Source organism: Chryseobacterium sp. CBSDS_008 (genome assembly GCF_049959325.1).
Classification (GTDB): Bacteria; Bacteroidota; Bacteroidia; order Flavobacteriales; family Weeksellaceae; genus Chryseobacterium.
Map to the genome: position 1 here is coordinate 1,029,110 of NZ_CP188202.1, position 21,053 is coordinate 1,050,162.

22 protein-coding genes and 1 other RNA gene are annotated in these 21,053 nt (G+C 36.9%); 4 read left to right on the top strand and 19 right to left on the bottom strand.

The annotated features are described in order from the left end of the window. Positions 1 to 132: 132 nt before the first annotated feature. Positions 133 to 1,059, top strand: coding sequence for a bifunctional riboflavin kinase/FAD synthetase (locus tag ACP3T3_RS04485; protein ID WP_426478724.1), 927 nt, complete (start codon positions 133 to 135; stop codon positions 1,057 to 1,059). Between the two features lie 96 nt (positions 1,060 to 1,155). Here ACP3T3_RS04485 and ACP3T3_RS04490 read toward each other — a convergent pair whose 3' ends face one another. Together ACP3T3_RS04490 and ACP3T3_RS04495 are read right to left on the bottom strand one after the other, a co-directional pair. Further along, positions 1,156 to 1,650, bottom strand: coding sequence for a hypothetical protein (locus tag ACP3T3_RS04490; RefSeq protein WP_426478725.1), 495 nt, complete (start codon positions 1,648 to 1,650; stop codon positions 1,156 to 1,158). A gap of 80 nt (positions 1,651 to 1,730) precedes the next feature. After that, positions 1,731 to 2,084, bottom strand: a complete 354-nt coding sequence (locus tag ACP3T3_RS04495; RefSeq protein WP_426479944.1) for an MmcQ/YjbR family DNA-binding protein — start codon at positions 2,082 to 2,084, stop codon at positions 1,731 to 1,733. Between the two features lie 124 nt (positions 2,085 to 2,208). On the opposite strand from ACP3T3_RS04495, the gene ACP3T3_RS04500 reads away from it, so the two are divergent. Beyond that, entirely contained in the window at positions 2,209 to 2,865 is a 657-nt protein-coding gene (locus tag ACP3T3_RS04500; protein ID WP_426478726.1) for an NAD(P)H-binding protein, read from the top strand. 122 nt (positions 2,866 to 2,987) lie between these two features. On the opposite strand, the gene ACP3T3_RS04505 is transcribed toward ACP3T3_RS04500, so the two are convergent. The 10 genes from ACP3T3_RS04505 to ACP3T3_RS04550 all read right to left on the bottom strand — a co-directional run bounded on the left by ACP3T3_RS04505 (position 2,988) and on the right by ACP3T3_RS04550 (position 12,807). After that, positions 2,988 to 3,563 carry a glutathione peroxidase gene (locus ACP3T3_RS04505; RefSeq protein ID WP_426478727.1) on the bottom strand — a complete coding sequence of 192 codons (576 nt, stop codon included), beginning with the start codon at positions 3,561 to 3,563 and terminating at the stop codon, positions 2,988 to 2,990. A gap of 34 nt (positions 3,564 to 3,597) precedes the next feature. Then, positions 3,598 to 4,260 (bottom strand): histidine kinase, encoded by a 663-nt coding sequence (locus ACP3T3_RS04510; protein WP_426478728.1) that lies wholly within the window; start codon positions 4,258 to 4,260, stop codon positions 3,598 to 3,600. A 107-nt stretch (positions 4,261 to 4,367) separates the two neighbouring features. Further along, positions 4,368 to 5,090 carry a 3-deoxy-manno-octulosonate cytidylyltransferase gene (gene kdsB, locus ACP3T3_RS04515; protein WP_426478729.1) on the bottom strand — a complete coding sequence of 241 codons (723 nt, stop codon included), beginning with the start codon at positions 5,088 to 5,090 and terminating at the stop codon, positions 4,368 to 4,370. Positions 5,091 to 5,229: 139 nt separating this feature from the next. Then, positions 5,230 to 6,216 (bottom strand): phosphatase PAP2 family protein, encoded by a 987-nt coding sequence (locus ACP3T3_RS04520; RefSeq protein WP_426478730.1) that lies wholly within the window; start codon positions 6,214 to 6,216, stop codon positions 5,230 to 5,232. 249 nt (positions 6,217 to 6,465) lie between these two features. After that, positions 6,466 to 7,719: a pyridoxal phosphate-dependent aminotransferase gene (locus ACP3T3_RS04525; RefSeq protein WP_426478731.1), complete on the bottom strand. Its 1,254-nt coding sequence runs from the start codon at positions 7,717 to 7,719 to the stop codon at positions 6,466 to 6,468. A gap of 74 nt (positions 7,720 to 7,793) precedes the next feature. Then, on the bottom strand, positions 7,794 to 9,509 hold the full coding sequence (locus ACP3T3_RS04530; RefSeq protein WP_426478732.1) for a phospho-sugar mutase: 1,716 nt from the start codon (positions 9,507 to 9,509) through the stop codon (positions 7,794 to 7,796). Between the two features lie 308 nt (positions 9,510 to 9,817). Then, positions 9,818 to 10,519 carry a GIN domain-containing protein gene (locus ACP3T3_RS04535; RefSeq protein ID WP_426478733.1) on the bottom strand — a complete coding sequence of 234 codons (702 nt, stop codon included), beginning with the start codon at positions 10,517 to 10,519 and terminating at the stop codon, positions 9,818 to 9,820. 326 nt (positions 10,520 to 10,845) lie between these two features. Then, a complete protein-coding gene (locus ACP3T3_RS04540) occupies positions 10,846 to 11,238 on the bottom strand; it encodes a hypothetical protein (RefSeq protein WP_426478734.1) in 393 nt (130 codons plus the stop codon). After that, positions 11,238 to 12,188, bottom strand: coding sequence for a glycosyltransferase family 2 protein (locus tag ACP3T3_RS04545; RefSeq protein ID WP_426478735.1), 951 nt, complete (start codon positions 12,186 to 12,188; stop codon positions 11,238 to 11,240). Before ACP3T3_RS04545 ends, ACP3T3_RS04540 begins: the two co-directional genes overlap by 1 nt. Positions 12,189 to 12,204: 16 nt before the next feature. Then, positions 12,205 to 12,807, bottom strand: coding sequence for a DUF4199 domain-containing protein (locus ACP3T3_RS04550; RefSeq protein ID WP_426478736.1), 603 nt, complete (start codon positions 12,805 to 12,807; stop codon positions 12,205 to 12,207). 131 nt (positions 12,808 to 12,938) lie between these two features. Here ACP3T3_RS04550 and ffs point away from each other — a divergent pair. After that, an RNA gene (gene ffs / locus ACP3T3_RS04555) (signal recognition particle sRNA small type) lies at positions 12,939 to 13,036 on the top strand. A 117-nt stretch (positions 13,037 to 13,153) separates the two neighbouring features. On the opposite strand, the gene ACP3T3_RS04560 is transcribed toward ffs, so the two are convergent. The 6 genes from ACP3T3_RS04560 to gyrA all read right to left on the bottom strand — a co-directional run bounded on the left by ACP3T3_RS04560 (position 13,154) and on the right by gyrA (position 20,240). Further along, on the bottom strand, positions 13,154 to 13,840 hold the full coding sequence (locus ACP3T3_RS04560) for a metal-dependent hydrolase (RefSeq protein ID WP_426478737.1): 687 nt from the start codon (positions 13,838 to 13,840) through the stop codon (positions 13,154 to 13,156). Between the two features lie 118 nt (positions 13,841 to 13,958). Then, positions 13,959 to 14,405, bottom strand: coding sequence for an SRPBCC family protein (locus tag ACP3T3_RS04565; protein ID WP_426478738.1), 447 nt, complete (start codon positions 14,403 to 14,405; stop codon positions 13,959 to 13,961). A gap of 17 nt (positions 14,406 to 14,422) precedes the next feature. Next, positions 14,423 to 15,352, bottom strand: a complete 930-nt coding sequence (gene menA, locus ACP3T3_RS04570; protein ID WP_426478739.1) for a 1,4-dihydroxy-2-naphthoate octaprenyltransferase — start codon at positions 15,350 to 15,352, stop codon at positions 14,423 to 14,425. Between the two features lie 98 nt (positions 15,353 to 15,450). Then, positions 15,451 to 16,287: a 1,4-dihydroxy-2-naphthoyl-CoA synthase gene (locus ACP3T3_RS04575; RefSeq protein WP_426478740.1), complete on the bottom strand. Its 837-nt coding sequence runs from the start codon at positions 16,285 to 16,287 to the stop codon at positions 15,451 to 15,453. 294 nt (positions 16,288 to 16,581) lie between these two features. Beyond that, a complete protein-coding gene (locus ACP3T3_RS04580) occupies positions 16,582 to 17,613 on the bottom strand; it encodes a tetratricopeptide repeat protein (protein ID WP_426478741.1) in 1,032 nt (343 codons plus the stop codon). Between the two features lie 29 nt (positions 17,614 to 17,642). Then, positions 17,643 to 20,240 carry a DNA gyrase subunit A gene (gene gyrA / locus ACP3T3_RS04585; RefSeq protein WP_426478742.1) on the bottom strand — a complete coding sequence of 866 codons (2,598 nt, stop codon included), beginning with the start codon at positions 20,238 to 20,240 and terminating at the stop codon, positions 17,643 to 17,645. Positions 20,241 to 20,390: 150 nt separating this feature from the next. Here gyrA and ACP3T3_RS04590 point away from each other — a divergent pair, with 150 nt between their 5' ends. Next, on the top strand, positions 20,391 to 20,705 hold the full coding sequence (locus ACP3T3_RS04590; RefSeq protein ID WP_227942238.1) for a DUF4286 family protein: 315 nt from the start codon (positions 20,391 to 20,393) through the stop codon (positions 20,703 to 20,705). Between the two features lie 40 nt (positions 20,706 to 20,745). Here the strand turns inward: ACP3T3_RS04590 and ACP3T3_RS04595 are convergent, their stop codons facing one another. Then, positions 20,746 to 20,967: a hypothetical protein gene (locus ACP3T3_RS04595; protein ID WP_426478743.1), complete on the bottom strand. Its 222-nt coding sequence runs from the start codon at positions 20,965 to 20,967 to the stop codon at positions 20,746 to 20,748. Positions 20,968 to 21,053: the final 86 nt, after the last annotated feature.

A 21,053-nucleotide genomic window follows, 5' to 3' on the forward strand; every position in this document is an offset into this window, starting at 1 on the left:
ATACTTTTTTGTTAATGTACCCATATAACAATTTACCAGTCTAGCAATTATTTCTCCGCAAAAAATATTGGTACATTGTTATATTGATACATTGTTACATTATGTATATATTTGCAATCAAATTTTTCCGTTTTGAAAGTTTTCAAGAATTTTACAGATTATTCCTCACAGAAGCCTTTAGCATTGTCTTTAGGCATGTTTGACGGAGTACATCTCGGGCATAAGAGTATTATTGATGAACTGACCCAAATAGGTACAGAGAATAATCTGGAAACTGCTATCCTTACTTTCTGGCCGCATCCCAGGTTTGTTTTTAATCCCAATGAAGATTTAAAGCTGCTGAATACGCTGGAAGAAAAGAAACAGCTGGTTGAAAAATACGGCATTGATAATCTGTTTCTTAAAGAATTTGATGAAGAATTCAGAAATTTAACCGGCGAAGAGTTTGTACGTCAGATTTTAATTGATAAACTCAATGTAAAATACCTTATTATAGGATACGACCATTCTTTCGGGAAAAACAAAAGCGGAAACTTTGAACTTCTTCAAAAATTATCAAAAGAACTTGATTTTGAGGTTGAACAAATGGAAGCAATCAATATTCACGAAAATAATATCAGTTCCACGAAAGTACGTAATGCGCTTTTAGCGGGAAATATTAAAGAGGCGAACGAAATGCTGGGCTACTCCTACTCTGTTTCCGGTACTGTGGTTCATGGAAAGAAAATCGGAAGGACTATCGGATACCCCACAGCCAATATTGATACAGAATCTATCAAGCTGCTGCCTAAAAAAGGAGCTTATATTGTAGAAGTATTTGTGAAAGGCAGTCAATATAAAGGAATGCTGAGCATCGGAACCAACCCGACGGTAAATGGAGAAAAACTAACGGTGGAAGTTTATATTCTTGATTTTGATGATGACATTTATGATGAAAAGATTACGGTAAGTTTCAGAGATTTTCTTCATGATGAAATCAAATTTGAAGGTCTTGACAAGTTGATCGAAAGACTGGATCAGGATAAAAAAATAACACAGCAGTATGATTTCAAGGAGTAATGATTTGTCTTTCTAAAGCTTCCCGCATCTGACTGAAAGAAATGTATTAAGATATAATGTACTCAAAAGGCTATTCAGTGATGAATAGCCTATATATTATTTCAATACTTTTAAGTAAATTTTCTGAGGTTCATTATTGAGTTTCACGTTAGGAAACTGTTTGTCATAATCAATAAAGATATCTCCTTTTTCATCTGCTTTTCCGTTTCCGTCAGAGTCCCAGCTTATTGTTACATAATATTTTGCAGGGCCGGCTGGTTTGGGGTTGATCTTGCTTTCAGCATCTTTTGGTACCGGAAGGTCAATGGTGAATGGTACAGATTTCTGCTCATATTCCTTTTGTGTTATTAAAGAAGCAGGAGCATCAGCCAGTTTTTCATCCATTCCATATAAACTTACTGTAAGCTTTGGATTTTTAATCGTAAAATTCTCTGCGCCTGAGAATTCTATTGTAAGATTCTCAGAAGATGTTTCAGATGTTGAGGCTGCCGGTGTTGAGCTTTCAGCAGTACTTTTGTTTTGTGGCTGGGTGCAGCCTGAAAGCATCAATGTCCCTGCTGCTGCTGCGAATAATAAAAGGTGATTTCTCATTTGTTATTTATTTTATTACTATTAAATACGTAATTCACTGCTGAAAGATAACAAATACCATACCTCAATCTTTTCTTGTATTATAAAGAATTTACTTCATTCTGGGCCTTTTTTGTCAGGGATTTAAAGACCAGATCATAGGATTGGTCAATAAGTTTAAAAATCAAATCTCTTTTCAGTCCGTCTACTGTTACAGAATTCCAATGGATTTTGTTCATATGATAAGCGCCGGTGATCTGAGGATACTGTTCACGAAGCTCTGCACTCCACTCGGGATCTGTTTTTACATTGATCGCCAGCGGCTGTTTTTCCAGCCCCATCAGCAAAAACATTTTGGTATCTACTTTTAGCACAAGTGTTTCGTTATCAAACGGAAAGCTTTCCGTAACTCCTTTTTTAGCAAGACAGTATTCTAAAATTTCGTTGGCATCCATATTAATATGAGTCATGAGTTATAAGTAATCGGTAATGATTAAATGATATCTGATATTATTCTTTAATCTTTAATTCAAATTTAGTAAATTTAAGAAAGAAATTGTCTCACAAAACCGCAATTATATGAAAGCTCTGGTAATAGGTGCTACAGGTGCCACAGGAAAAGATCTTGTCAATCAGTTATTGAATGACAAAGAGTTTGATGAAGTGGATATTTTCGTCAGAAAGCCTGTCAATATTCAGAATGATAAGCTGAGGGTTCATGTTGTGAATTTCGAAAAACCTGAAGAATGGAAAGATATGGTGAAAGGAGATGTCGCCTTTTCATGCCTGGGAACCACTTTAAAGGATGCCGGGAGCAAAGAGACCCAGAAAAAAGTAGATTTTGACTACCAGTATGAATTTGCGAAAGCAGCCAAAGAGAATGATGTGGAAGATTATATTCTGGTTTCAGCTTACGGTGCAAATCCGCAATCCAAAATTTTCTATTCCAAAATGAAAGGTGAGCTGGAAGAAGCTGTGAAACAGCTGCATTTTAATAAGATTACTATTTTTAAGCCGGGAATGCTTGAACGAAAGGATTCTGAAAGAACCGGGGAAGTATTGGGAAGCCGTATTATCAAATTCGCGAATAAACTTGGGTTGCTGGAAAGTCAAAAACCTCTGCCTACAGATATTCTGGCAAAGGCCATGATCAATTCTTCGAAAATAAAAAGCAACGGCTACTCCAGTATCAAACTGGGGAATATCTTCTGCTTTGCGGAAAAAAACAACGACTAGAAGCAGACAACCTGAATGATAAAACGCTTCGACTCCGCTCAGCGTGACATTGATAATACTTTCTGTATTTTTCTAAGCTGTCATACTGAGCGGAGCCGAAGTGTTGTTTTTATAATTTTATCTTATTTCAGATATTTTGTAATAGCCTGATCAGTAGGCTTTGTAGTGCTTACAAAAGAATCAATCAGTTTTCCGTTTTCGTCTACCAGAAATTTAGTGAAGTTCCAAAGGATGCTTGTATTCTTTACCCCGTTTAATTCCTTTTCTGTTAAATATTTAAAGATGGGAGCTGTATCATCACCTTTTACAGATACTTTAGCCGCCATAGGAAAGGTTACCCCGTAATTTTTCTGGCAGAATGCACCGATTTCAGTGTTTGTTCCCGGCTCCTGTCCTCCGAAATTGTTTGCAGGGAAACCTACCACTACCAATTTATCTTTATATTGCTCATACACCTTCTCAAGATCTGCATACTGTGGTGTAAATCCGCATTCTGAAGCAGTATTCACAATCAGGATTTTCTTTCCTTTGAAATCAGCAAAACTGATTTCTTTACCGTCAAGACTTTCTACTTTGAAGTCATATATTGTTTTTCCCATAAGTTCTGTGGTTTTGGCTTTAGAAATTTCACTTTTTTGGTTGGTGCAGCTTTGCAGGAAGGCCATGAATGAAAGCAGCAGTAAAAAAATATTTTTCATTTCTTATAATTTTGTGCAGCGAACTGCCGTTGAATTAAAACTTAAAAATATTAGCCGGGAAAACTTTGTTGATGTCAATTCTGTTTAGTAACATCACATAATCTCCGTCTTTTTTAGCACTTGAAGATTCAATTCTGAAAGGCATGGTAAGGTTTCCAACTTTTTTAAAATCAGAATATACAAGCGTTTCGTCTTTTTTCACTTCTTTTATAAGCATGTAAGTCTTGGTATCAAAATAATACATATTCTTATTGACATTCTTGGTAAGCTCTACTTTATGGCAGTAGATCTCTCCTACTTTTTCTTTTCCAAGGTATTTGGCATCAAATCCTTTGTTTTCCCAATCAATAAAGTCATTATCAAAGCTTTCCGGTACATATTCAGGATATTCCTGGAGTTTATTGGCTGCATAGTTCATTGCATATCCTTTGTTGCCATCAAAACCTTCAATCGCAGTTTCTTTTCCTCCGGTAGTAATCAATGTTTTAGTAAGGTTTGGACGTTGCTGATAAATTCTGATCGGATATTCATCTTTAATTCCCAATATTACTTTTCCCTGAAGCAATACTGAGTTTAACAATTTCCAATTGGTAAGTCCTCCGGATAATTCAATGTTTTTATCTATAATTTCCTTTGCGGTCTGCGCAAATGACACATGCGAAAATATCAGTCCAAATACTAATAATAACTTCTTCATTAATTTTATTTATAAATTCAAATATAGGGGGATTTATGTAAAATAGCAAAAAGGCAAAGAAAGCGAAACTGCCAATTTGCAGATTTGTTTTATTTCTTCTGTCAATTTTAAATCAACTTTCTTGCTTTTTCCAAATCTTCGGGCGTATCGATGCCTACTCCAATGAAATTGGTTTCTATCATTTTGATTTTCATTCCGTATTCCAGATAACGGATGCATTCAATTTTTTCGGATATTTCCAATGGCTTCATTTCCAGCTTCGAAAACTGCAGCAGGGCTTCTTTCCTGAAAGCATATACCCCAATATGTTTAAAATAGCTTACCCCGTACGAAACCTCCCTGTGAAACGGAATAACGGAGCGGCTGAAATACAGGGCAAAACCATTGTTATCAGTAATCACTTTTACATTATTCGGATTTTCAATTTCTTCTTTTTCATGAAGCTGTATTTTTAAAGAGGCCAAAGATATTTCCTGTTGGTCATCATATTTAAAAACTTCGATCAGCTGCTGCAAAGGTTCCAGTTTCAAGAAAGGTTCATCTCCCTGAACATTGATCACGATATCACAGTCTATATTCTGTACTGCTTCAGCAATACGGTCGCTTCCGGTTTCGTGCCGGCCTGTCATTACGGCCTTTCCACCGTTTTTTGCAATTTCATCAAAAATAATTTCAGAGTCTGTGGCAACAAATACTTCATCAAACAGTCCGGTTTCCACTACATTCTGATAGGTGGTGGTGATCACGGTTTTTTCTCCTAAGATCTGCATTAGTTTCGCCGGAAAACGGCTTGCTTCATAACGTGCAGGAATGACAGCGATTATTTTCATTCAGTAAAATATTAGTATTTCTCTTTAATTCAGCATTTTTTATTACAGCATCCTGAAGGCTGTAATAATTTTTTTTATATTGAGATCAAATGTAGTGAAAAGTATCTTATTTACTCTACAAAACAGAGATTTCAGCAGTTTAAAAAGAGAGTTTTACGCCCACCATATTGTATTCCCATTGACGGGATGCTATAAAATTGAGATTATATTTTGTTTTCCCTACCGTTCCCTCTGATGAAGTATATCTGCTTTTTGAAATGGTTTTTCCTATAAAATATCCCATTAATAAAGCTAAAGGGTAATCTGAAGCCCAGTGCACTTTACTCTGCATCATTTGAAAGCATAGAGCTCCTGCTAACGTATATCCTACAGGTTTGATCCATCTTGCGTCCGGATAGTTATCTGCAATCACGGTGATACCCGCCATAAAGGTGGTTAAATGTCCTGATGGCATTGCATCATAATTCGAGGTATTTTTGCTGAATGCTGAAAAGCTTGGAAACGGATTCCAGGCACCTCCTTTATGGCCGTATTCTTCTGCAATAAACGGGCTTTCTCTTCCGGTAATTCTTTTAAGGATCTGGGTGAACACTCCGGAAAGAATTAAACTTTCCATCAACCCGCTGGCTGTAGCCTGTGCCCTGTAATCATTTTTAATCAAACCATAGGTTCCGAAGCCAATTCCTAACAATACCAATGTAGAGCCGTTTCCTATCAGATACAACGTAGATCCTATATCTTTAGGAATTTTAAATACACCTCCAACTTTGTGGTAATTATTATCTTTATCCATTCCCCATCTTTCTGCCAGCTCCCTGGAATTGTCTGTCAGTTTCTGGTCAAATGGCAGCAAAATCACTGTAGCTGCAACGGCGCCTCCCAGATAATAAGCATGATCTTCGGCTACAAAATCTTTATTGGTATTGATAAAGTTCCGGGGTAATTTAGTTACAAAATCCAATAATTTCGGTTTGGGATAGGTTCTGACAGAACCGTCTTTTAGGGTATAGCTTTGTACTTTTGGTAAGCCGGGCTCCTTTGAAAGCTCTTTTACTTTGAGGGTATCAACCTCCTGTGAGCATACCAGTATTGAAACCGGTAAGAGTAGAAATTTCAGTTTTTTCATCGTGTTATTTTCAACTTTATTATATTTTGGTGCATAAAAGCTCCAAAGGTAATTCCTTGATAGTGATGTACAAGGTGGTTATTTAACTTTTAATGTTTATTTAATTTTTAATAAAGTTATAATTTTTCTCAGGTAAATATTTAATATAAAAAGCTTCAACTCTGCTCAGCGTGACAAGGCTAATACTAATTTTGGGTTTTAACGATGTCATGCCGGACGGAGTCGAAGCATCTCTATTTTTTCTGAAGATTACTTTAAATTGTTCAAAGCACTTTCCAGTTTTGGAAGCATTACTTTGATCTCATCTACGGCCAATCCTCCTACAGAAGCACGGAACCAAGGCTCTGATTTTTCTTCTCCAAAGGCTGAGAAAGGAACCAAAGCCACTCCTGCATCATTAATTAAGTAGAATACAAGGTCTGAAGAGTTTTCAATGACTGCTCCGTCAGGTTTTGTTTTTCCGATGTAATCAAGTTTGATTGTAAGGTAAAGAGCTCCCATGGGTTCAATACTGTCTACTGAAAGCCCTTTTCCTTTTAAATCCTGCACTCCGTTGTGAAGAACTTTTAGGCTTTCTTCAAGCTTAGCTTTAAAATTGTCAACGAAATTATTTACATTTTCCGGGTTTTCATAGAACTTAGCGGTTGCTTCCTGCTCCGGTTTTGGTGCCCATGCTCCAACGTGTGTAAGAAGCGCCTTCATTTTATCAAGGATATGCGCAGGCCCGAATCCCCATCCTACACGTACTCCTGTTGCGGCCAGGCATTTTGAAATACCGTCGATATAGATGGTATAGTCTTTCATTTCAGGGAAAAGAGAAACCGGATCTACGTGCTCAGCACCGAAAGTAAGGCAAGAATAGATCTGGTCATACATCAGGTATAACGGTTTTTCGTCTGCTCCTCTTTTTTTGTTTTCAGCAATCACCAGTTCGCAGATCTCTGAAAGCTGATCTTTTGTAAACATGGTTCCTGTAGGGTTCAACGGTGAGCATAATGCTAACAATACAGCTCCATCCAGATGAGGTCTTAAATCATCTGCCGTTGGAAGGAAGTTGGTTTCCGGTTTTGTTTTTACTTCTACGGCATTGGCTGAAGTAAGGTAAGCATAGTGATTGTTGTTCCAGGAAGGTGTAGGATATACTACTTTATCACCTTCGTCTACGATGGTTTTGTATACGGCATAGATCAAAGGTCTTGACCCTGCTGTGATCAGGATATCTTCAGGAGAATAATCCAGGTTCCATCTTTTTTTAAGGTCTTTGGAAACTTCTTTTCTTAAAGATAAAAGTCCGTTTGCAGGCGGATAGTTCGTCAGATTATTCTGATATGCTTTCTGAATCTCCTCCTTCAGTAATACCGGAATAGGATAGATGTTAGAATTCAGATCACCAATAGTAAGATTGGCAATTTCCGCTCCTTTTGCTTTTAGGTCATTTACTTCGTTACCAATTTTTACAATTTCAGAACCGATCAGGTTCGCTGCTAATTTTGAAACTTTCACTTTTTTCTTATTTAAAATTTATATTATCGTTCTCCATGAATCTTCTCTTTTTATCATCTGCTGTTTCCGGAAAATTAATCCAGTTTCAAATCTGTTTTAACGGCTCCGATTTTAGCTTCCAATGATTTTAATTTGTCTCTGAAATCTGCTTCTGAAGTAATAGAATCCTTCACTGAAACATAAAACTTGATTTTGGGTTCTGTTCCTGAAGGTCTTACGCATACTTTCGTTCCATCCTGAGTATAATAGATCAATACGTTAGACTTAGGAATATCATTCATTACTTTTCTCTCGTTGGTAGAAATGGTAAGGCTTGTCTGCTCTTTGAAGTCCTTAACTTCCTCTACTGGTGAACCTGCCAGTTCTTTTGGAGGGTTTTCACGGAAGTTTTTCATCATATTCTGAATCTCTTCAGCGCCTTCTTTCCCTTTTCTTACGATATTAATTAATCCTTCATAATACATTCCAAGATCTTCATAGATCTCGATCATGTACTGATACATTGTTCTTCCGTTGGCTTTGCACCAGGCAGCAATTTCACACGCTAAAAGGATACTTCCGCAAGAATCTTTATCACGAACAAAATCTCCGGTCATGAATCCGAAACTTTCCTCACCGCCGCACACAAATTTCTGTGTACCTTCTGCTTCACGAATCATTTTTCCGATCCATTTGAATCCGGTAAGACCTGCCTTACATTCTACTCCGAATTTCTGTGCAATGTCAAAGAAAATATCTGAAGTTACGATTGTAGAACCAATAAATTCTTTTCCGGTGATTCTTTCCTGCTTTCTCCATTCATTCAGGATGTAGTAAGTAAGGATGGTATTGGTTTGGTTACCATTCAGCAATTGCATTTCACCATCAAGGTTTCTGACAGCAATTCCTAATCTGTCTCCATCCGGGTCTGTTCCAATTACAATATCCGCATTGGTAATTTTTGCCAGATCCATGGCCATTTCCAACGCTGCAGGCTCTTCCGGGTTTGGAGAATCTACGGTAGGGAAATTTCCGCTCGGGATCATCTGTTCTCTTACAAGATCTACCTTTTTGAATCCTGCTTTTTCAAGGGCTTTAGGAACCGTTGTATAGGTAGTTCCATGAATAGAAGTAAAAACAATATTTAAATTTTCTTTTCCAATATTCTGATACGTAGAGTTTTCAATACAGGCATCAATATACACATCGTCCTGCTCCTCTCCGATCCACTCGATCAGATCATCATTTCCGTTGAATTTAATTTCTTCGAATTTTACAGAATATACTTCCTTGATAATGGCTTCATCATTAGGCGGAACAATCTGTGCACCATCATTCCAGTATACTTTATAACCGTTGTATTCCGGTGGGTTGTGAGAAGCTGTTAAAACGATTCCTCCGTTACACTTTTTATCACGTACTGTGAAAGACAATTCAGGAGTGGGTCTGTGATCTTTGAAAAGCAATACTTTAATTCCGTTGGCTGTTAAAACATCTGCTACCAGTTTTCCAAATTCTTTTGAGTTATGACGAACATCATAAGCGATGGCCACTTTTATTTCTTCTCCTTTGAACTGCTGCAGCATATAATTTGCCAATCCCTGAGTAGCCTGTCCTAATGTATATTTATTCAAGCGGTTGGTTCCTACTCCCATTATTCCACGCATTCCTCCTGTCCCGAATTCCAGTTCCCTGTAGAAAGAATCTTCCAGATCCGGGGAATTGCTGTCAATCAGTAATTGTACAGCATCTTTTGTTTCTTTATCGAAGGTATCACTTAACCAAAGTTTCGCTTTTTCTAGTGTGTTCATATCTGTATCTAAGTTTTTTAAGCTGGAAGAGGGAGGATGGAGGCTGGAAGTTATCCCCTGCCTGGCTTCAAAATTCCGGCTTTGTTTTTATTTTTCTATTTTTATTTTATTTTTAATTTAGAAGCTATTTTTTAATCTGAAAAACAAGAAGTATGGAAAACTAACATCACTCCCAGCCTTTCCAAATTCTGGCTTTGTTTTTATTTTTTTATTTATTTTTAATTTAGAAGCTATTTTTTAATCTGAAAAACAAGAAGTATGGAAAACTAACATCACTCCCAGCTTCCAGCTTCTGGCTCCCAGCCTTATTACTCTAATTTCTTATTCTCGACTTTCGTCGTCTTATCGATTTTAAACGCCCTGATCGGATCATTATAATAGACAAATTTTGCTGTATTCTGGATATTTCCTTTCAAAGAATCTTTCACATTTACTTCTGCATAATTCCCATTTTTAGAATCGATATTCAGGTTGGTGATTTTCCAGTAAGGAGCAATTAAACTTGCTGTATCTGAAATCTTTATCACGGCATTTTTAGACAATCCCAGGAAATTGGCACGGCTTCTGTTATGCATTTCCAGCTCTGCTCTCCTGGTATTTACAGAACCCATGAAGCTGGTATTATTTTTCATAGTAAGCCTGAAATTGTCTGTTTTAATTTCACTTGAAATATTCACTTCAACAGAATCAGAAACGGCTACTTTTTCCAGGTTATATTTTGAATAAATTGTCACGTTGTAAAAATCAACTCCCTTTGTCCCTCTTTTTTCTTTAATGAAAAGGGTCTTGTCTTTTACATCTACATCCAGATTATTGGCCACATTCGGATAAGTTTCTATTTCCACAAAGTTCTTAGGTCCGCGGGCATAAAATACACGAAATTTCCCTTCCAGATCAAGGTTTACAAACTCCGAAACATCCACATCTTTCTTTTCAATATTTCCTTTCGGAGAAACTTTTCCACAGGAAACTACTGCCATCAGCATTAATGTGTATACAACTTTTTTCATATTTAATTTTAAATATTCTATATTACAATCGTAACGATATGTACTGAAAATCCCTGAAAGCTTTTTCATGTCTCTCACAGGACTTTTAATATTACGTTTGAACAAAAATAGGATTAAAATTTCTAAAAATCTTTGTCTTTTGACAATAAAATACCTGATATTTTTTAATTTTCTGCTTTTCAGGAAAAGACTATTTCTTAGTCTGCTTTCTTTTACTTTTTAACTAATTAGTTTAAAATACAAAAAGCACTCTGTTTTTTGCAGAGTGCTTTTTATTGTATTCATTATTAGCCTATAATAATTGATAAAAGGTATAGTTTTTTGTTCTAGCTATTTTCAACTGAAGCACCATAAATGATTAAAGCCAAAAGGATTGCAACAATAACAACCCCAATAATCAAGGGTTTCCATATCGCTTTTTTTGAATACCTTTCTTCATCCGGAAAATATTTTGGCATAAAGTAGTAAGAGAGTAAGCATCCCCCTCCAAGACCACATAAATAAGCCAATGAACTTTTAGGCTCTTCCGGGATGTTTACAATAACTCCTGTGATAATCGTCAACAGAATAGAAATTATCAATACTGTATATGCTTCTTTCTTTTTGTTAACCTCAATTAAATTTTGGTACAACAAAACCCCTCCGAAAAGCGTTGAAAGAAAAATAGAAAATCCTAAAATAGCTTTTTTAGAATAAATTTTTGGCAGCTTTTCTTCCATTATATTACTTCGTCAATATTATAATTCTTGTGTTCGCGGTTCGTTCTGATAATCATTTCTCCTAAGAATCCTGCAACAAAAAGAAGGCTTCCCATAATCATCATTGTTAAAGCAATAAAGAACCAAGGATTATTGGTAATTAAATGCCCATAGATTCCTCTTGCTACATCAATAAGTTTGGAAATTCCTAACCAAAGTGCTGAAAGAAAACCTACAATAAACATTAAAGTCCCAACAGCTCCGAAGAAGTGCATTGGCCTTCCTCCGAAACGACTTACAAACCAAAGGGTTATCAAATCCAAAAATCCTCTTACAAATCTTTCAGTTCCGAATTTTGAAGTTCCGTAAGGTCTTGCCTGGTGCTGTACTTCTTTTTCAGTAATTCTTCTGAAACCTGCATTGGCAGCCAGAACCGGAATATAACGGTGCATATCGCCGTATACATCTACAGATTTTACAACCTGTCTTTTATAGGCTTTCAAGCCACAATTGAAATCGTGAAGGTAAACTCCTGACACTTTTCTTGCCGCCGCGTTGAATAGTTTTGACGGAATATTTTTCGTCATTACATTATCAAAACGCTTCTTTTTCCAACCGGAAACGATATCATAATTATCATGAACCACCATATTATACAGCTCCGGAATTTCTTCGGGAAAATCCTGTAAATCGGCATCCATGGTGATTACAACATCTCCGTTTGTTCTTTCAAAGGCAGCATGAAGGGCCTGAGATTTTCCATAATTTCTGGAAAATTTAATAGCGTGGATCTGAGGATGCTGAACTTTCATATTCTCAATAATACTCCACGACAAATCCGTACTTCCATCGTCTACAAACCAAATCTCATAAGATAAATTACTGGCTGTGCACACTTTATCAATTCTTGAAAAAAGCTCTTCCAGAGAGTCTTCTTCGTTCAGTAACGGAATAACTATAGATAAATTCATTTAATTTTAATAAAAATTAGGCTTGATTTGTTTCTTCGGGCTGATGTATCGTTCTTGTTCTGAAAAACGCTCCAAAAAACACCGACAAAACTACGTAAAATATAAGAATTGCTGCAAAATATCCTGAAAAATGACTTGCGGTAAGCATATCTTTTCCCTTAACCGCCTCAGGCGTGAAGCTTTGTAATCTTTCTTTGTACTTCTGATCCAGTTCATCAATATCTTTCTGATGCTTCAGAATTTTCCTTGCAGAAGTATATTCTGTATCCAGTTCTGATTTTTGTCTTTGAACATATTGGTAGTTCAACAGGCTTTTTGCTGCAGGATCTACAAAGGTTAAAAAAGCATAAATACTGAAGATGGAAAGAATTCCTCCGATGAACATCGGAACGAATGCTCTTTTGAAAGCATCTTTAAATTTTACCACGCTATGGCTGTTCCAGTAAGATTTTACAGACCAGAAAGCAGCTCCTGCGTAAAGAATAGGCAGAACAAAAGCATTGGCTTTCAAAGAGATATCAAAATAATTGATTCCTGAGAAAAAAGTATATACTACAAAGAAAACGATCATTGTAGCAATAAAAAGTATAATTCCTAGTGTTGATGGACTTTTCGTCATATTTAAATTTTTAGAAAAAAGTTGAAAAATTTTCCCTCTAAATGTCAGGCGTTTAGCTTTACCACTGCATTTTTTCAACTAATTTTCTTTAATAAAGTTTTGAAGTTTATAAAATATTCCTACCTTTGCAACGGCAAGTCCTAAACAACCAGCTCCTGAGAATCCTCCAGGGTGGGAACGCAGCAAAGGTAATCGGTCGTAGCGGTGTGATTTAGGTAGCTTGCCATTTTTTTTTGGTTTAAAGTAAGAATAGAGGTAATTTGATAATTATCTTTTTTTGTTTTTAATACCTTACGCATCATTTTCATTTTTCTAATTTTCAGATTACCTCCGGTTCAGCTATTGATTAAAATTCGAATGTCTCCCCTAATTCCGGTAAAACAAGTTCTACATTTTTATCTGCAAAATGCTTTAGTGCACTTTCATGATTGATTTCAATGGCAGGGAAAGTATCAAAGTGACATCCGATTACTTTTGGTGTTTTCAATAGTTCTGCAGCTGCAAAAGAAGCTTTTCTAGGACACATGGTGTAGTGGCTTCCGATGGGAAGAATAGATAGGTCAATGTTTCCGTATAATCTCGGAAACAGTTCCATATCAGCCATTACTCCTGTATCACCTGCCAAATAGATGTTTTTACCCTCAGGAAGTCTGAAGATATACCCTACCGGAACGCCTCCGTAGCTTCCATCCGGGAAAGAACTTGTATGGTGAGCCGGAACCATAGAAACTTTAAGATCATCGATTTTTGCCGATCCTCCTAAGTTCACATCATCTTTGTTTTTAGCCTGCTGGAAGTAACCGCATACTTCAGGAACTCCAATGATGGTAGCTTCCGGATAATGCTGCAATACCTCTGCTACATCGGCAATATGATCACCGTGCGCATGGGTCAGCAGGATATAGTCGATTTTTTGAGCAGCGATATCAAAACCTGATTCTGCTTTTTTGTAATTGTAAAAAGGGTCACTCAAAATTGTTTTGTCCTTGTACGTGAACAGGAAACAATTTTGCCCTAAGAATTGTATTTTCATTTTAAATTTAGTTTCAATTATTATTAAACACAAATGACTCAAACAGTTTCACAAATAGCACAATGAGATGAGTGATATTCGTGAAAGCATTCGTGCCATCTGTGTTTTCTTTAATTTATTATTTCGATGGGAATTTATCCTCAATCAACCTGAGATTAATCCCATGTTCCAGATACGCTTTACACCCGTCTAAAACTGTCGTAAACCCTCCTGTATTATCATTAATTATTTTTAGCAGATCTTCGCCAGTCTGGCTGAATCCATAGCTTTTAATGATAACAAGAGTTCCTTTTTCCATGGTTTTGAATTCATAGTCTACGTTTGTTGAAGGGTCGCCCCACTCTGTTTTGATCAACTGGTTCGGAATGATCTGATGAACTTTCACCATAGATTTTACACCGTACATTTCCCATTCCCAGGTAACCGTTTTACCTTCTTCCAGTTTTCCCGTAGATTTGGTGAACCAGAAATGAGTGGTCACTTCCGGGTTGATGAATGCTTCAAAAACATCTTCAACCGGCTTTCTGATAAGCATTTGAGCTTCAACATAGACATTAGAACTCATGATATAATATTTTAGATTTAGTTAAATAAATTAAGTCCGACTGCCGTAAGAACAGCCATTACAAAAGTCATGATCCCGACCTGTTTTAGATACTGGTCTAATTCTTTCGGTTCTTTTACGGATAAAATCTTTCTTCTCAGTTTTGAGAGTGGAAATAACAGAATCATTACAATGAAAACGTAGTAGTTTTGCCCCTGCATAAAGCCATTTATTCCTAAAAACATAAGAATAAGCAGTAATGGAAGCTGTAACAACACCATTTCATAGATCATTGCATTTCTGAATCCGATTCTCAATGCAAAGCTGTTTTTTCCTGATAGTTTATCACTTTCGATATCTCTCATATTGTTCAGGTTAAGAACCGCCATACTCATCATTCCGACAGCTGTCCCCGGTAATAACATATCCCAGCTGAAGGTTTTTGTAAAGAGGAAATAACTTCCGCATACGGAAACAAGCCCAAAGAAGATAAATACGAAGATATCTCCCAATCCCATGTATCCGTAAGGTTTTTTACCTACTGTATACCCAATGGCTGCAAGAATACATGCTATTCCTAATCCTATGAAGATATAGAATTCATTCATATAGTCTGGAATGAAAGCTACGTACAATAAAGCAATAGTAGCAATGAAAGATAATGCTGCGAAAAGGATCACTGCATTTTTCATCTGCTTCGCCGTAATTTTTCCAGATGCTACCGCTCTTGCTTCAGCCTCATTGATTCTTTTGGCATCGGTACCTTTTATTCCGTCACCGTAATCATTGGCATAATTTGATAAAATCTGGTATAAAAGGGTCACCAAAAGGGCAAGGGCAAAAATTTTCCAGTCCCAGGTTCCACCTTCTCCGTAAAGTCTCCATTTTGCAATGAAAGCTCCCATAATAATTCCGCTTAGTGAAAGCGGTAAAGTTCTTAGCCTTGCGGCTTTTATCCAATCAGTCATATTATTTTCTTGTATTCATGTAAAATGTATTCATGTAAAATGATAAAAACGACACTCATGTCATTAATACTTTTTACACGAATACATCCATACAATATTTATGATATCCATTGATCTTCTCCGAAGTTAGGCTTTCTTTTTTCAAGGAAAGCATTTCTTCCTTCCTGAGCTTCTTCTGTCATATAGGCAAGACGGGTTGCTTCTCCTGCAAAAACCTGCTGTCCTACCATACCGTCGTCTGTAAGGTTCATGGCGAATTTCAGCATTCTGATAGACATCGGAGACTTGGCTAATATTTCCTGAGCCCATTCATATGCCGTATCTTCCAATTCTGCATGAGGAACAACTTTGTTTACCATTCCCATTTCGAAAGCTTCCTGAGCGGAATAGTTTCTTCCTAAAAAGAATATTTCACGGGCTTTTTTCTGACCTACCATTTTAGCAAGGTAAGCGGAACCGTACCCACCATCAAAACTTGTAACGTCAGCATCTGTCTGCTTGAAAATAGCATGTTCTTCACTTGCTAATGTTAAATCACACACTACATGAAGCGAGTGTCCTCCACCAACTGCCCATCCCGGAACCACTGCGATTACTACTTTCGGCATGAAACGGATCAGACGCTGAACTTCAAGGATGTTCAAACGATGTCTTCCGTCTTCTCCTACGTATCCCTGGTGTCCTCTGGCTTTCTGGTCTCCTCCACTACAGAATGCCCAACCTCCGTCTTTAGGACTCGGTCCTTCTCCTGAAAGCAATACAACTCCTATTGAAGGATCTTCATAGGCATCGTAAAAAGCATCGTATAATTCTGAAGTTGTTTTAGGTCTGAAAGCATTACGAACCTCTGGTCTGTTGAAAGCAATTCTTGCTACTCCGTTAGATTTTTTATAGGTAATATCTTCGTATTCCTTGGCGGTTTTCCACTCGATCATCTTATAAAAATTTTTCTCAAAGATACGGAATTGCAGAGAAATTCTCAGGTTGAAATGTAAGGTTCATCACTATAAAAAACAGAAATTTTGAATGCATGAAATTCGGCATGAAGAATTTTCAACAGAAACTGCATAGCAGGATCGAATAAATTAAACCTAACAGGTTTTAAAAACCTGTTAGGTTTATAAGTCATAACAGATCTAAAAACTCCTGCATAAAAAAATCAGGATAAGAAAATAAGAAAACCGGAACATTTCTGTTCCGGTTTTCATATCTGCTGTTTTCAAAAATGATTATTTTGCTCCAGCAGCTGTAAGTTCAGCTTCTTTCGCTTTCATTTCTTTAACTTTATCCATGTTTTTAGTTACTACATAAATTTCTTTTAATGCAGAAACCGCATCAAGACTCTTTGGATTTGCTTTATACCAACCTTCAGCGTATGGTAATGCTTTTCCGAATCTTTCTCTTCTTGCATCAATTAATTTAGAAGCTTCATCCGGCTTGTCTTTTCTCAATGCATTGATCTCGGCTACTACTTTAGCATCATCACCAATAGTTGTGTAAACCAGGTTTTGGTATGCATCAGAGAAATCAGGTTTAAGCTCGATTGCTTTTTTGAATGATTCTACAGCATCGTTAGTAGTGGCAGGATTTTTAGCCTGCATTACTCCAAGGTTATACCAGTTTGTAGGATCGTTTGGATTTTTAGCCAGCTGCTCTTTTAATCCGGAAACAAATTTATCTGTGTTTCCTGACTGAAGATACGCTGTAGTCTGAGCCTCTTTAAGTTTAGCATTATTTGGGAATTTTGCTAATCCTTTTTCAATAATGGTAAGAGCTTCAGGGCTTTTTGCATTAAGAAGCAATGAAGCCAGAGTTTCATATAAATCCGGTTCTACGCTTTTTGTCTGCTCAGTTTTGAAGTCAGAATAGTCTGCATTCTTTTTCATAAGCTCCCAAGTTGCTTTATCGAGATTTACAACCTGGCCTGTCTTCTTTTCTTTTGCAGTATAAGTAGTTTCTACTCCTGTAAATCCGGAATTAACAAGGTCTGTATATATTTTGATAGATTGGTCCGTGTTATTAGCTAACGCATGACTCAGTCCGGCATAATACATATATATTTTATTGTCCTGACCGTTAGATTTCAATAAGTCATAAACTTCAATAAACTTAGGTGCTGCAGCTGCATAATTTTTTGCATTGTATGCATCCATAGCTGCCTTATTGGCTTCCTGAAGCTTCGCATTCAGAGCATTCGCATCTTTTTGTCCGAAAACAAAAGCCGATGCTACAATAGCCATTCCTAAAATTAGTTTCTTCATAATAACTATTTTATATTTAATTGTACAATTTATTCTTCAGAATCAGAATTCTCATTATCCTCTGCCGTATTTTCATTTTCAGCCTGAGGTGCTGTATTGTCTTCCTGGTTATCAAATAGCGATCCTACCACTCCTTCTTCTGTTTCTTCAAGTTCTTCAGAATCTTCTTCTACATCTTTATCCATTTCTACTTTTGCAATGGCTGCAATTTCGTCGTTTTTCTTAAGATTGATCAGTTTTACTCCCTGAGTATTTCTACCCATTACTCTCATTTCATCCATTCCCATTCTGATAGCAACACCGGATTTGTTGATAATCATCAATCCGTCTTCGTCTGTTACATTCTGAATAGCGATCAGATTTCCTGTTTTTTCGGTAATGTTCAGGGTGATAACTCCTTTTCCTCCTCTGTTGGTAATTCTGTAGTCCTCTACTGCAGTTCTTTTTCCGTATCCTTTTTCAGATACTACAAGTACTGTTTCGTTTTCTACATCGTTCACAACAATCATACCAATAGCTTCATCATTGTCTTCCATGGCAATACCTCTTACCCCGATAGACCCTCTACCTACTTCTCTTACTTTCTCTTCAGGGAAACGGATACATTTACCATTTTTGGTAGCGATCATGATCTGAGATGTTCCATTGGTAAGGTAAGCACCTAATAACTGGTCATTATCTCTGATCTCAATTGCATTTACCCCATTTACTCTCGGTCTTGAATAGGCTTCTAATGATGTTTTCTTAATGGTCCCGTTTTTGGTTACCATCACCACGCTCATTTGATTTACGTATTCGGAATCCTTAAGATTGTTGGTTCTGATATAAGCTTTGATCTTATCATCAGGTTCAATGTTGATCAGATTTTGTACAGCTCTTCCTTTCGCTGTTTTAGAGCCTTCCGGAATTTCGAATACTCTCAGCCAGTAACATCTTCCTTTTTCTGTAAAGAACAACATATACTGGTGGTTGGTAGCAGAAACAATATATTCAAGGAAATCTGAATCCCTTGTAGTTGCTGCTTTATTTCCTACACCACCCCTGCTTTGAATTTTATATTCTGAAAGCGAAGTTCGTTTGATGTATCCTGCATGAGAAATGGTAAGAACTACAGATTCGTTAGGGATAATATCTTCGATAGACATTTCACCTCCTGAGTAATCAATTTCTGTTCTTCTTTCGTCTCCGTATTTTTCTTTGATTTCGATCAATTCATCTTTGATGATCTGGAATCTTCTTGGCTCGTTGGCTAAGATGTCTTCCAAATTTTCAATTTCCCTCATAATCGCATCATATTCATCACGGATCTTGTCAAGCTCCATTCCTGTCAAACGAGCCAATCTAAGATCCAGGATTGCCTGAGCCTGAATGTCTGAAAGTTCAAATGCTTCAATCAAGCCTTCTTTTGCAGCCTGAGGGTTTGCGCTATGACGGATAATAGAAATTGCTCTGTCTAAAGCATCCTGAGTTCCGATCACTTTCATGAACCCTTCAAGGATGTGTGCTCTTTCTTTTGCTTTCTTAAGCTCAAACTGAGTTCTTCTTACGATTACCTCATGTCTGTGCTCTACAAAGTGATGGATGATATCCTTAAGGTTCAGCTGCTCCGGTCTTCCGTGTACCAGTGCAATATTGTTGACACTGAAAGAAGTCTGAAGTGATGTATATTTATATAATAAGTTAAGAACTACATTCGGGATTGCATCGTTTTTCAACTCGTACACAACCCGAAGTCCTTTTCTATCCGATTCATCTCTGATCTCGTGGATACCAGGGATCTTTTCGTCTTTCACAAGTTCTGCCGTTCTGGCAATCATTTCGGCTTTGTTTACCTGATAAGGGATTTCAGTAACGATAATAGCGTTTCTGTTTCCGATTTCATCAAAGTTAACTTTAGCTCTTAAAACAACTCTACCCCTTCCTGTATGGAAAGCATCCCTTACTCCGTCATACCCATAGATGATACCACCTGTAGGGAAATCCGGGGCAATGATGTGCTGCATCAGCTCGTCTATTGTAATTTCATTATTATCAATATAAGCGCAGATAGCGTCTACAGACTCAGATAAGTTATGGGGTGCCATATTGGTTGCCATCCCTACCGCAATCCCTGAAGTACCGTTTACCAAAAGGTTAGGTATTTTCGTTGGCATTACTGTTGGTTCCTGTAAACTATCATCGAAGTTATTCTGGAAATCTACTGTTTCTTTGTCTAAGTCTGAAAGAACCTCATCAGAGATTTTTTTCAATCTTGCCTCAGTATAACGCATTGCTGCAGGCGGGTCACCATCCATTGAACCGAAGTTACCCTGCCCGTCTACCTGAGGATAACGTAAGCTCCAGTCCTGGGCCATTCTTACCATAGCATCGTATACAGAGGAATCTCCGTGCGGGTGGTATTTACCCAAAACATCCCCAACAATTCTCGCAGATTTTAAATATTTCCTATTAGAAAACACCCCTAGTCCATACATACCATACAGTACTCTTCTATGAACGGGCTTCAAGCCGTCTCTTACATCCGGCAGCGCTCTTGAAACGATAACGGACATCGAATAATCGATATAAGACGACTTCATTTCATCAACAATGTTGATAGGAATCAGTCTTTCTCCTTCTTTTTGCATAAACAAATTTTATTGTAATGATATTCAAACTCTTAGCTGTAAGTCTGAAAATTATTTATTTCCAATTTTTATTAACGGGCTAATTTACGAAAAAAATGCCGATTTTTGCTGTAGAATTTATCCAAAAAAATCTTAAAAATTCATAAAAATATGAGCGTACTAAGTATAACTTTCCACTGTACGAAAGATAACCTAGAAGAATGGGAAAATTATATTGATGAAACACTGGTTTTAATGACTGAAAACCTGATGGATGTAAACAAATATATTCTTTCCGAGGTACACAGCGACTTTATTGAGGAAGGCAAAAATTATAATCTCCTGTTGATCTTTGATAATAATGAATTGCGTGAAGATTTTATTAAGAGTGAGCTTTTGAATATTTCTGAAAGAATTGAGAAAAAGTTCGGACAGGAAGTTATGGTTTTCAATACATTCCTGAATCCGAAAAAATCAAGATTATAATTATAATAAAAAAGCACTGAATTCTCAGTGCTTTTTCTTTTTATCTGTGATGTCCATGACCACGGCCTCTGTGATGATGGCCACGATCGTCATAAATATACACTTTCTTTACCTGGCCTGGTGCGTAGTACCGCGCACTTCCTCCATAATACCTTTTTGCATGCCCGGGCGGCATTCTTCTTCCGTGTGGCTCATGTACTATACAAGAGGACAGCATTAAAAGGACTACACCTACCCCAACAACTTTAAACATACTTTTCATTATTTCCACTTTTTCAATTTCGATAGCGAAATATATCAATGATAATGCCAAAAATATTGAAATCAATACTACATAAATGAAATAGG

Bases quoted from the DNA above. Each gene is read 5' to 3' on its own strand.
- ACP3T3_RS04590 (WP_227942238.1), top strand. From the start codon at position 20,391: ATGAGCGTACTAAGTATAACTTTCCACTGTACGAAAGATAACCTAGAA.
- ACP3T3_RS04550 (WP_426478736.1), bottom strand. From the start codon at position 12,807: ATGACGAAAAGTCCATCAACACTAGGAATTATACTTTTTATTGCTACA.
- ACP3T3_RS04520 (WP_426478730.1), bottom strand. From the start codon at position 6,216: ATGAAAAAACTGAAATTTCTACTCTTACCGGTTTCAATACTGGTATGC.
- ACP3T3_RS04535 (WP_426478733.1), bottom strand. From the start codon at position 10,519: ATGAAAAAAGTTGTATACACATTAATGCTGATGGCAGTAGTTTCCTGT.
- ACP3T3_RS04560 (WP_426478737.1), bottom strand. From the start codon at position 13,840: ATGAAAATACAATTCTTAGGGCAAAATTGTTTCCTGTTCACGTACAAG.
- menA (WP_426478739.1), bottom strand. From the start codon at position 15,352: ATGACTGATTGGATAAAAGCCGCAAGGCTAAGAACTTTACCGCTTTCA.
- ACP3T3_RS04575 (WP_426478740.1), bottom strand. From the start codon at position 16,287: ATGATCGAGTGGAAAACCGCCAAGGAATACGAAGATATTACCTATAAA.
- ACP3T3_RS04580 (WP_426478741.1), bottom strand. From the start codon at position 17,613: ATGAAGAAACTAATTTTAGGAATGGCTATTGTAGCATCGGCTTTTGTT.
- ACP3T3_RS04565 (WP_426478738.1), bottom strand. From the start codon at position 14,405: ATGAGTTCTAATGTCTATGTTGAAGCTCAAATGCTTATCAGAAAGCCG.
- ACP3T3_RS04495 (WP_426479944.1), bottom strand. From the start codon at position 2,084: ATGGATGCCAACGAAATTTTAGAATACTGTCTTGCTAAAAAAGGAGTT.
- ACP3T3_RS04595 (WP_426478743.1), bottom strand. From the start codon at position 20,967: ATGAAAAGTATGTTTAAAGTTGTTGGGGTAGGTGTAGTCCTTTTAATG.
- ACP3T3_RS04500 (WP_426478726.1), top strand. From the start codon at position 2,209: ATGAAAGCTCTGGTAATAGGTGCTACAGGTGCCACAGGAAAAGATCTT.
- ACP3T3_RS04510 (WP_426478728.1), bottom strand. From the start codon at position 4,260: ATGAAGAAGTTATTATTAGTATTTGGACTGATATTTTCGCATGTGTCA.
- gyrA (WP_426478742.1), bottom strand. From the start codon at position 20,240: ATGCAAAAAGAAGGAGAAAGACTGATTCCTATCAACATTGTTGATGAA.
- ACP3T3_RS04545 (WP_426478735.1), bottom strand. From the start codon at position 12,188: ATGAATTTATCTATAGTTATTCCGTTACTGAACGAAGAAGACTCTCTG.
- ACP3T3_RS04490 (WP_426478725.1), bottom strand. From the start codon at position 1,650: ATGAGAAATCACCTTTTATTATTCGCAGCAGCAGCAGGGACATTGATG.
- kdsB (WP_426478729.1), bottom strand. From the start codon at position 5,090: ATGAAAATAATCGCTGTCATTCCTGCACGTTATGAAGCAAGCCGTTTT.
- ACP3T3_RS04540 (WP_426478734.1), bottom strand. From the start codon at position 11,238: ATGGAAGAAAAGCTGCCAAAAATTTATTCTAAAAAAGCTATTTTAGGA.
- ACP3T3_RS04505 (WP_426478727.1), bottom strand. From the start codon at position 3,563: ATGAAAAATATTTTTTTACTGCTGCTTTCATTCATGGCCTTCCTGCAA.
- ACP3T3_RS04530 (WP_426478732.1), bottom strand. From the start codon at position 9,509: ATGAACACACTAGAAAAAGCGAAACTTTGGTTAAGTGATACCTTCGAT.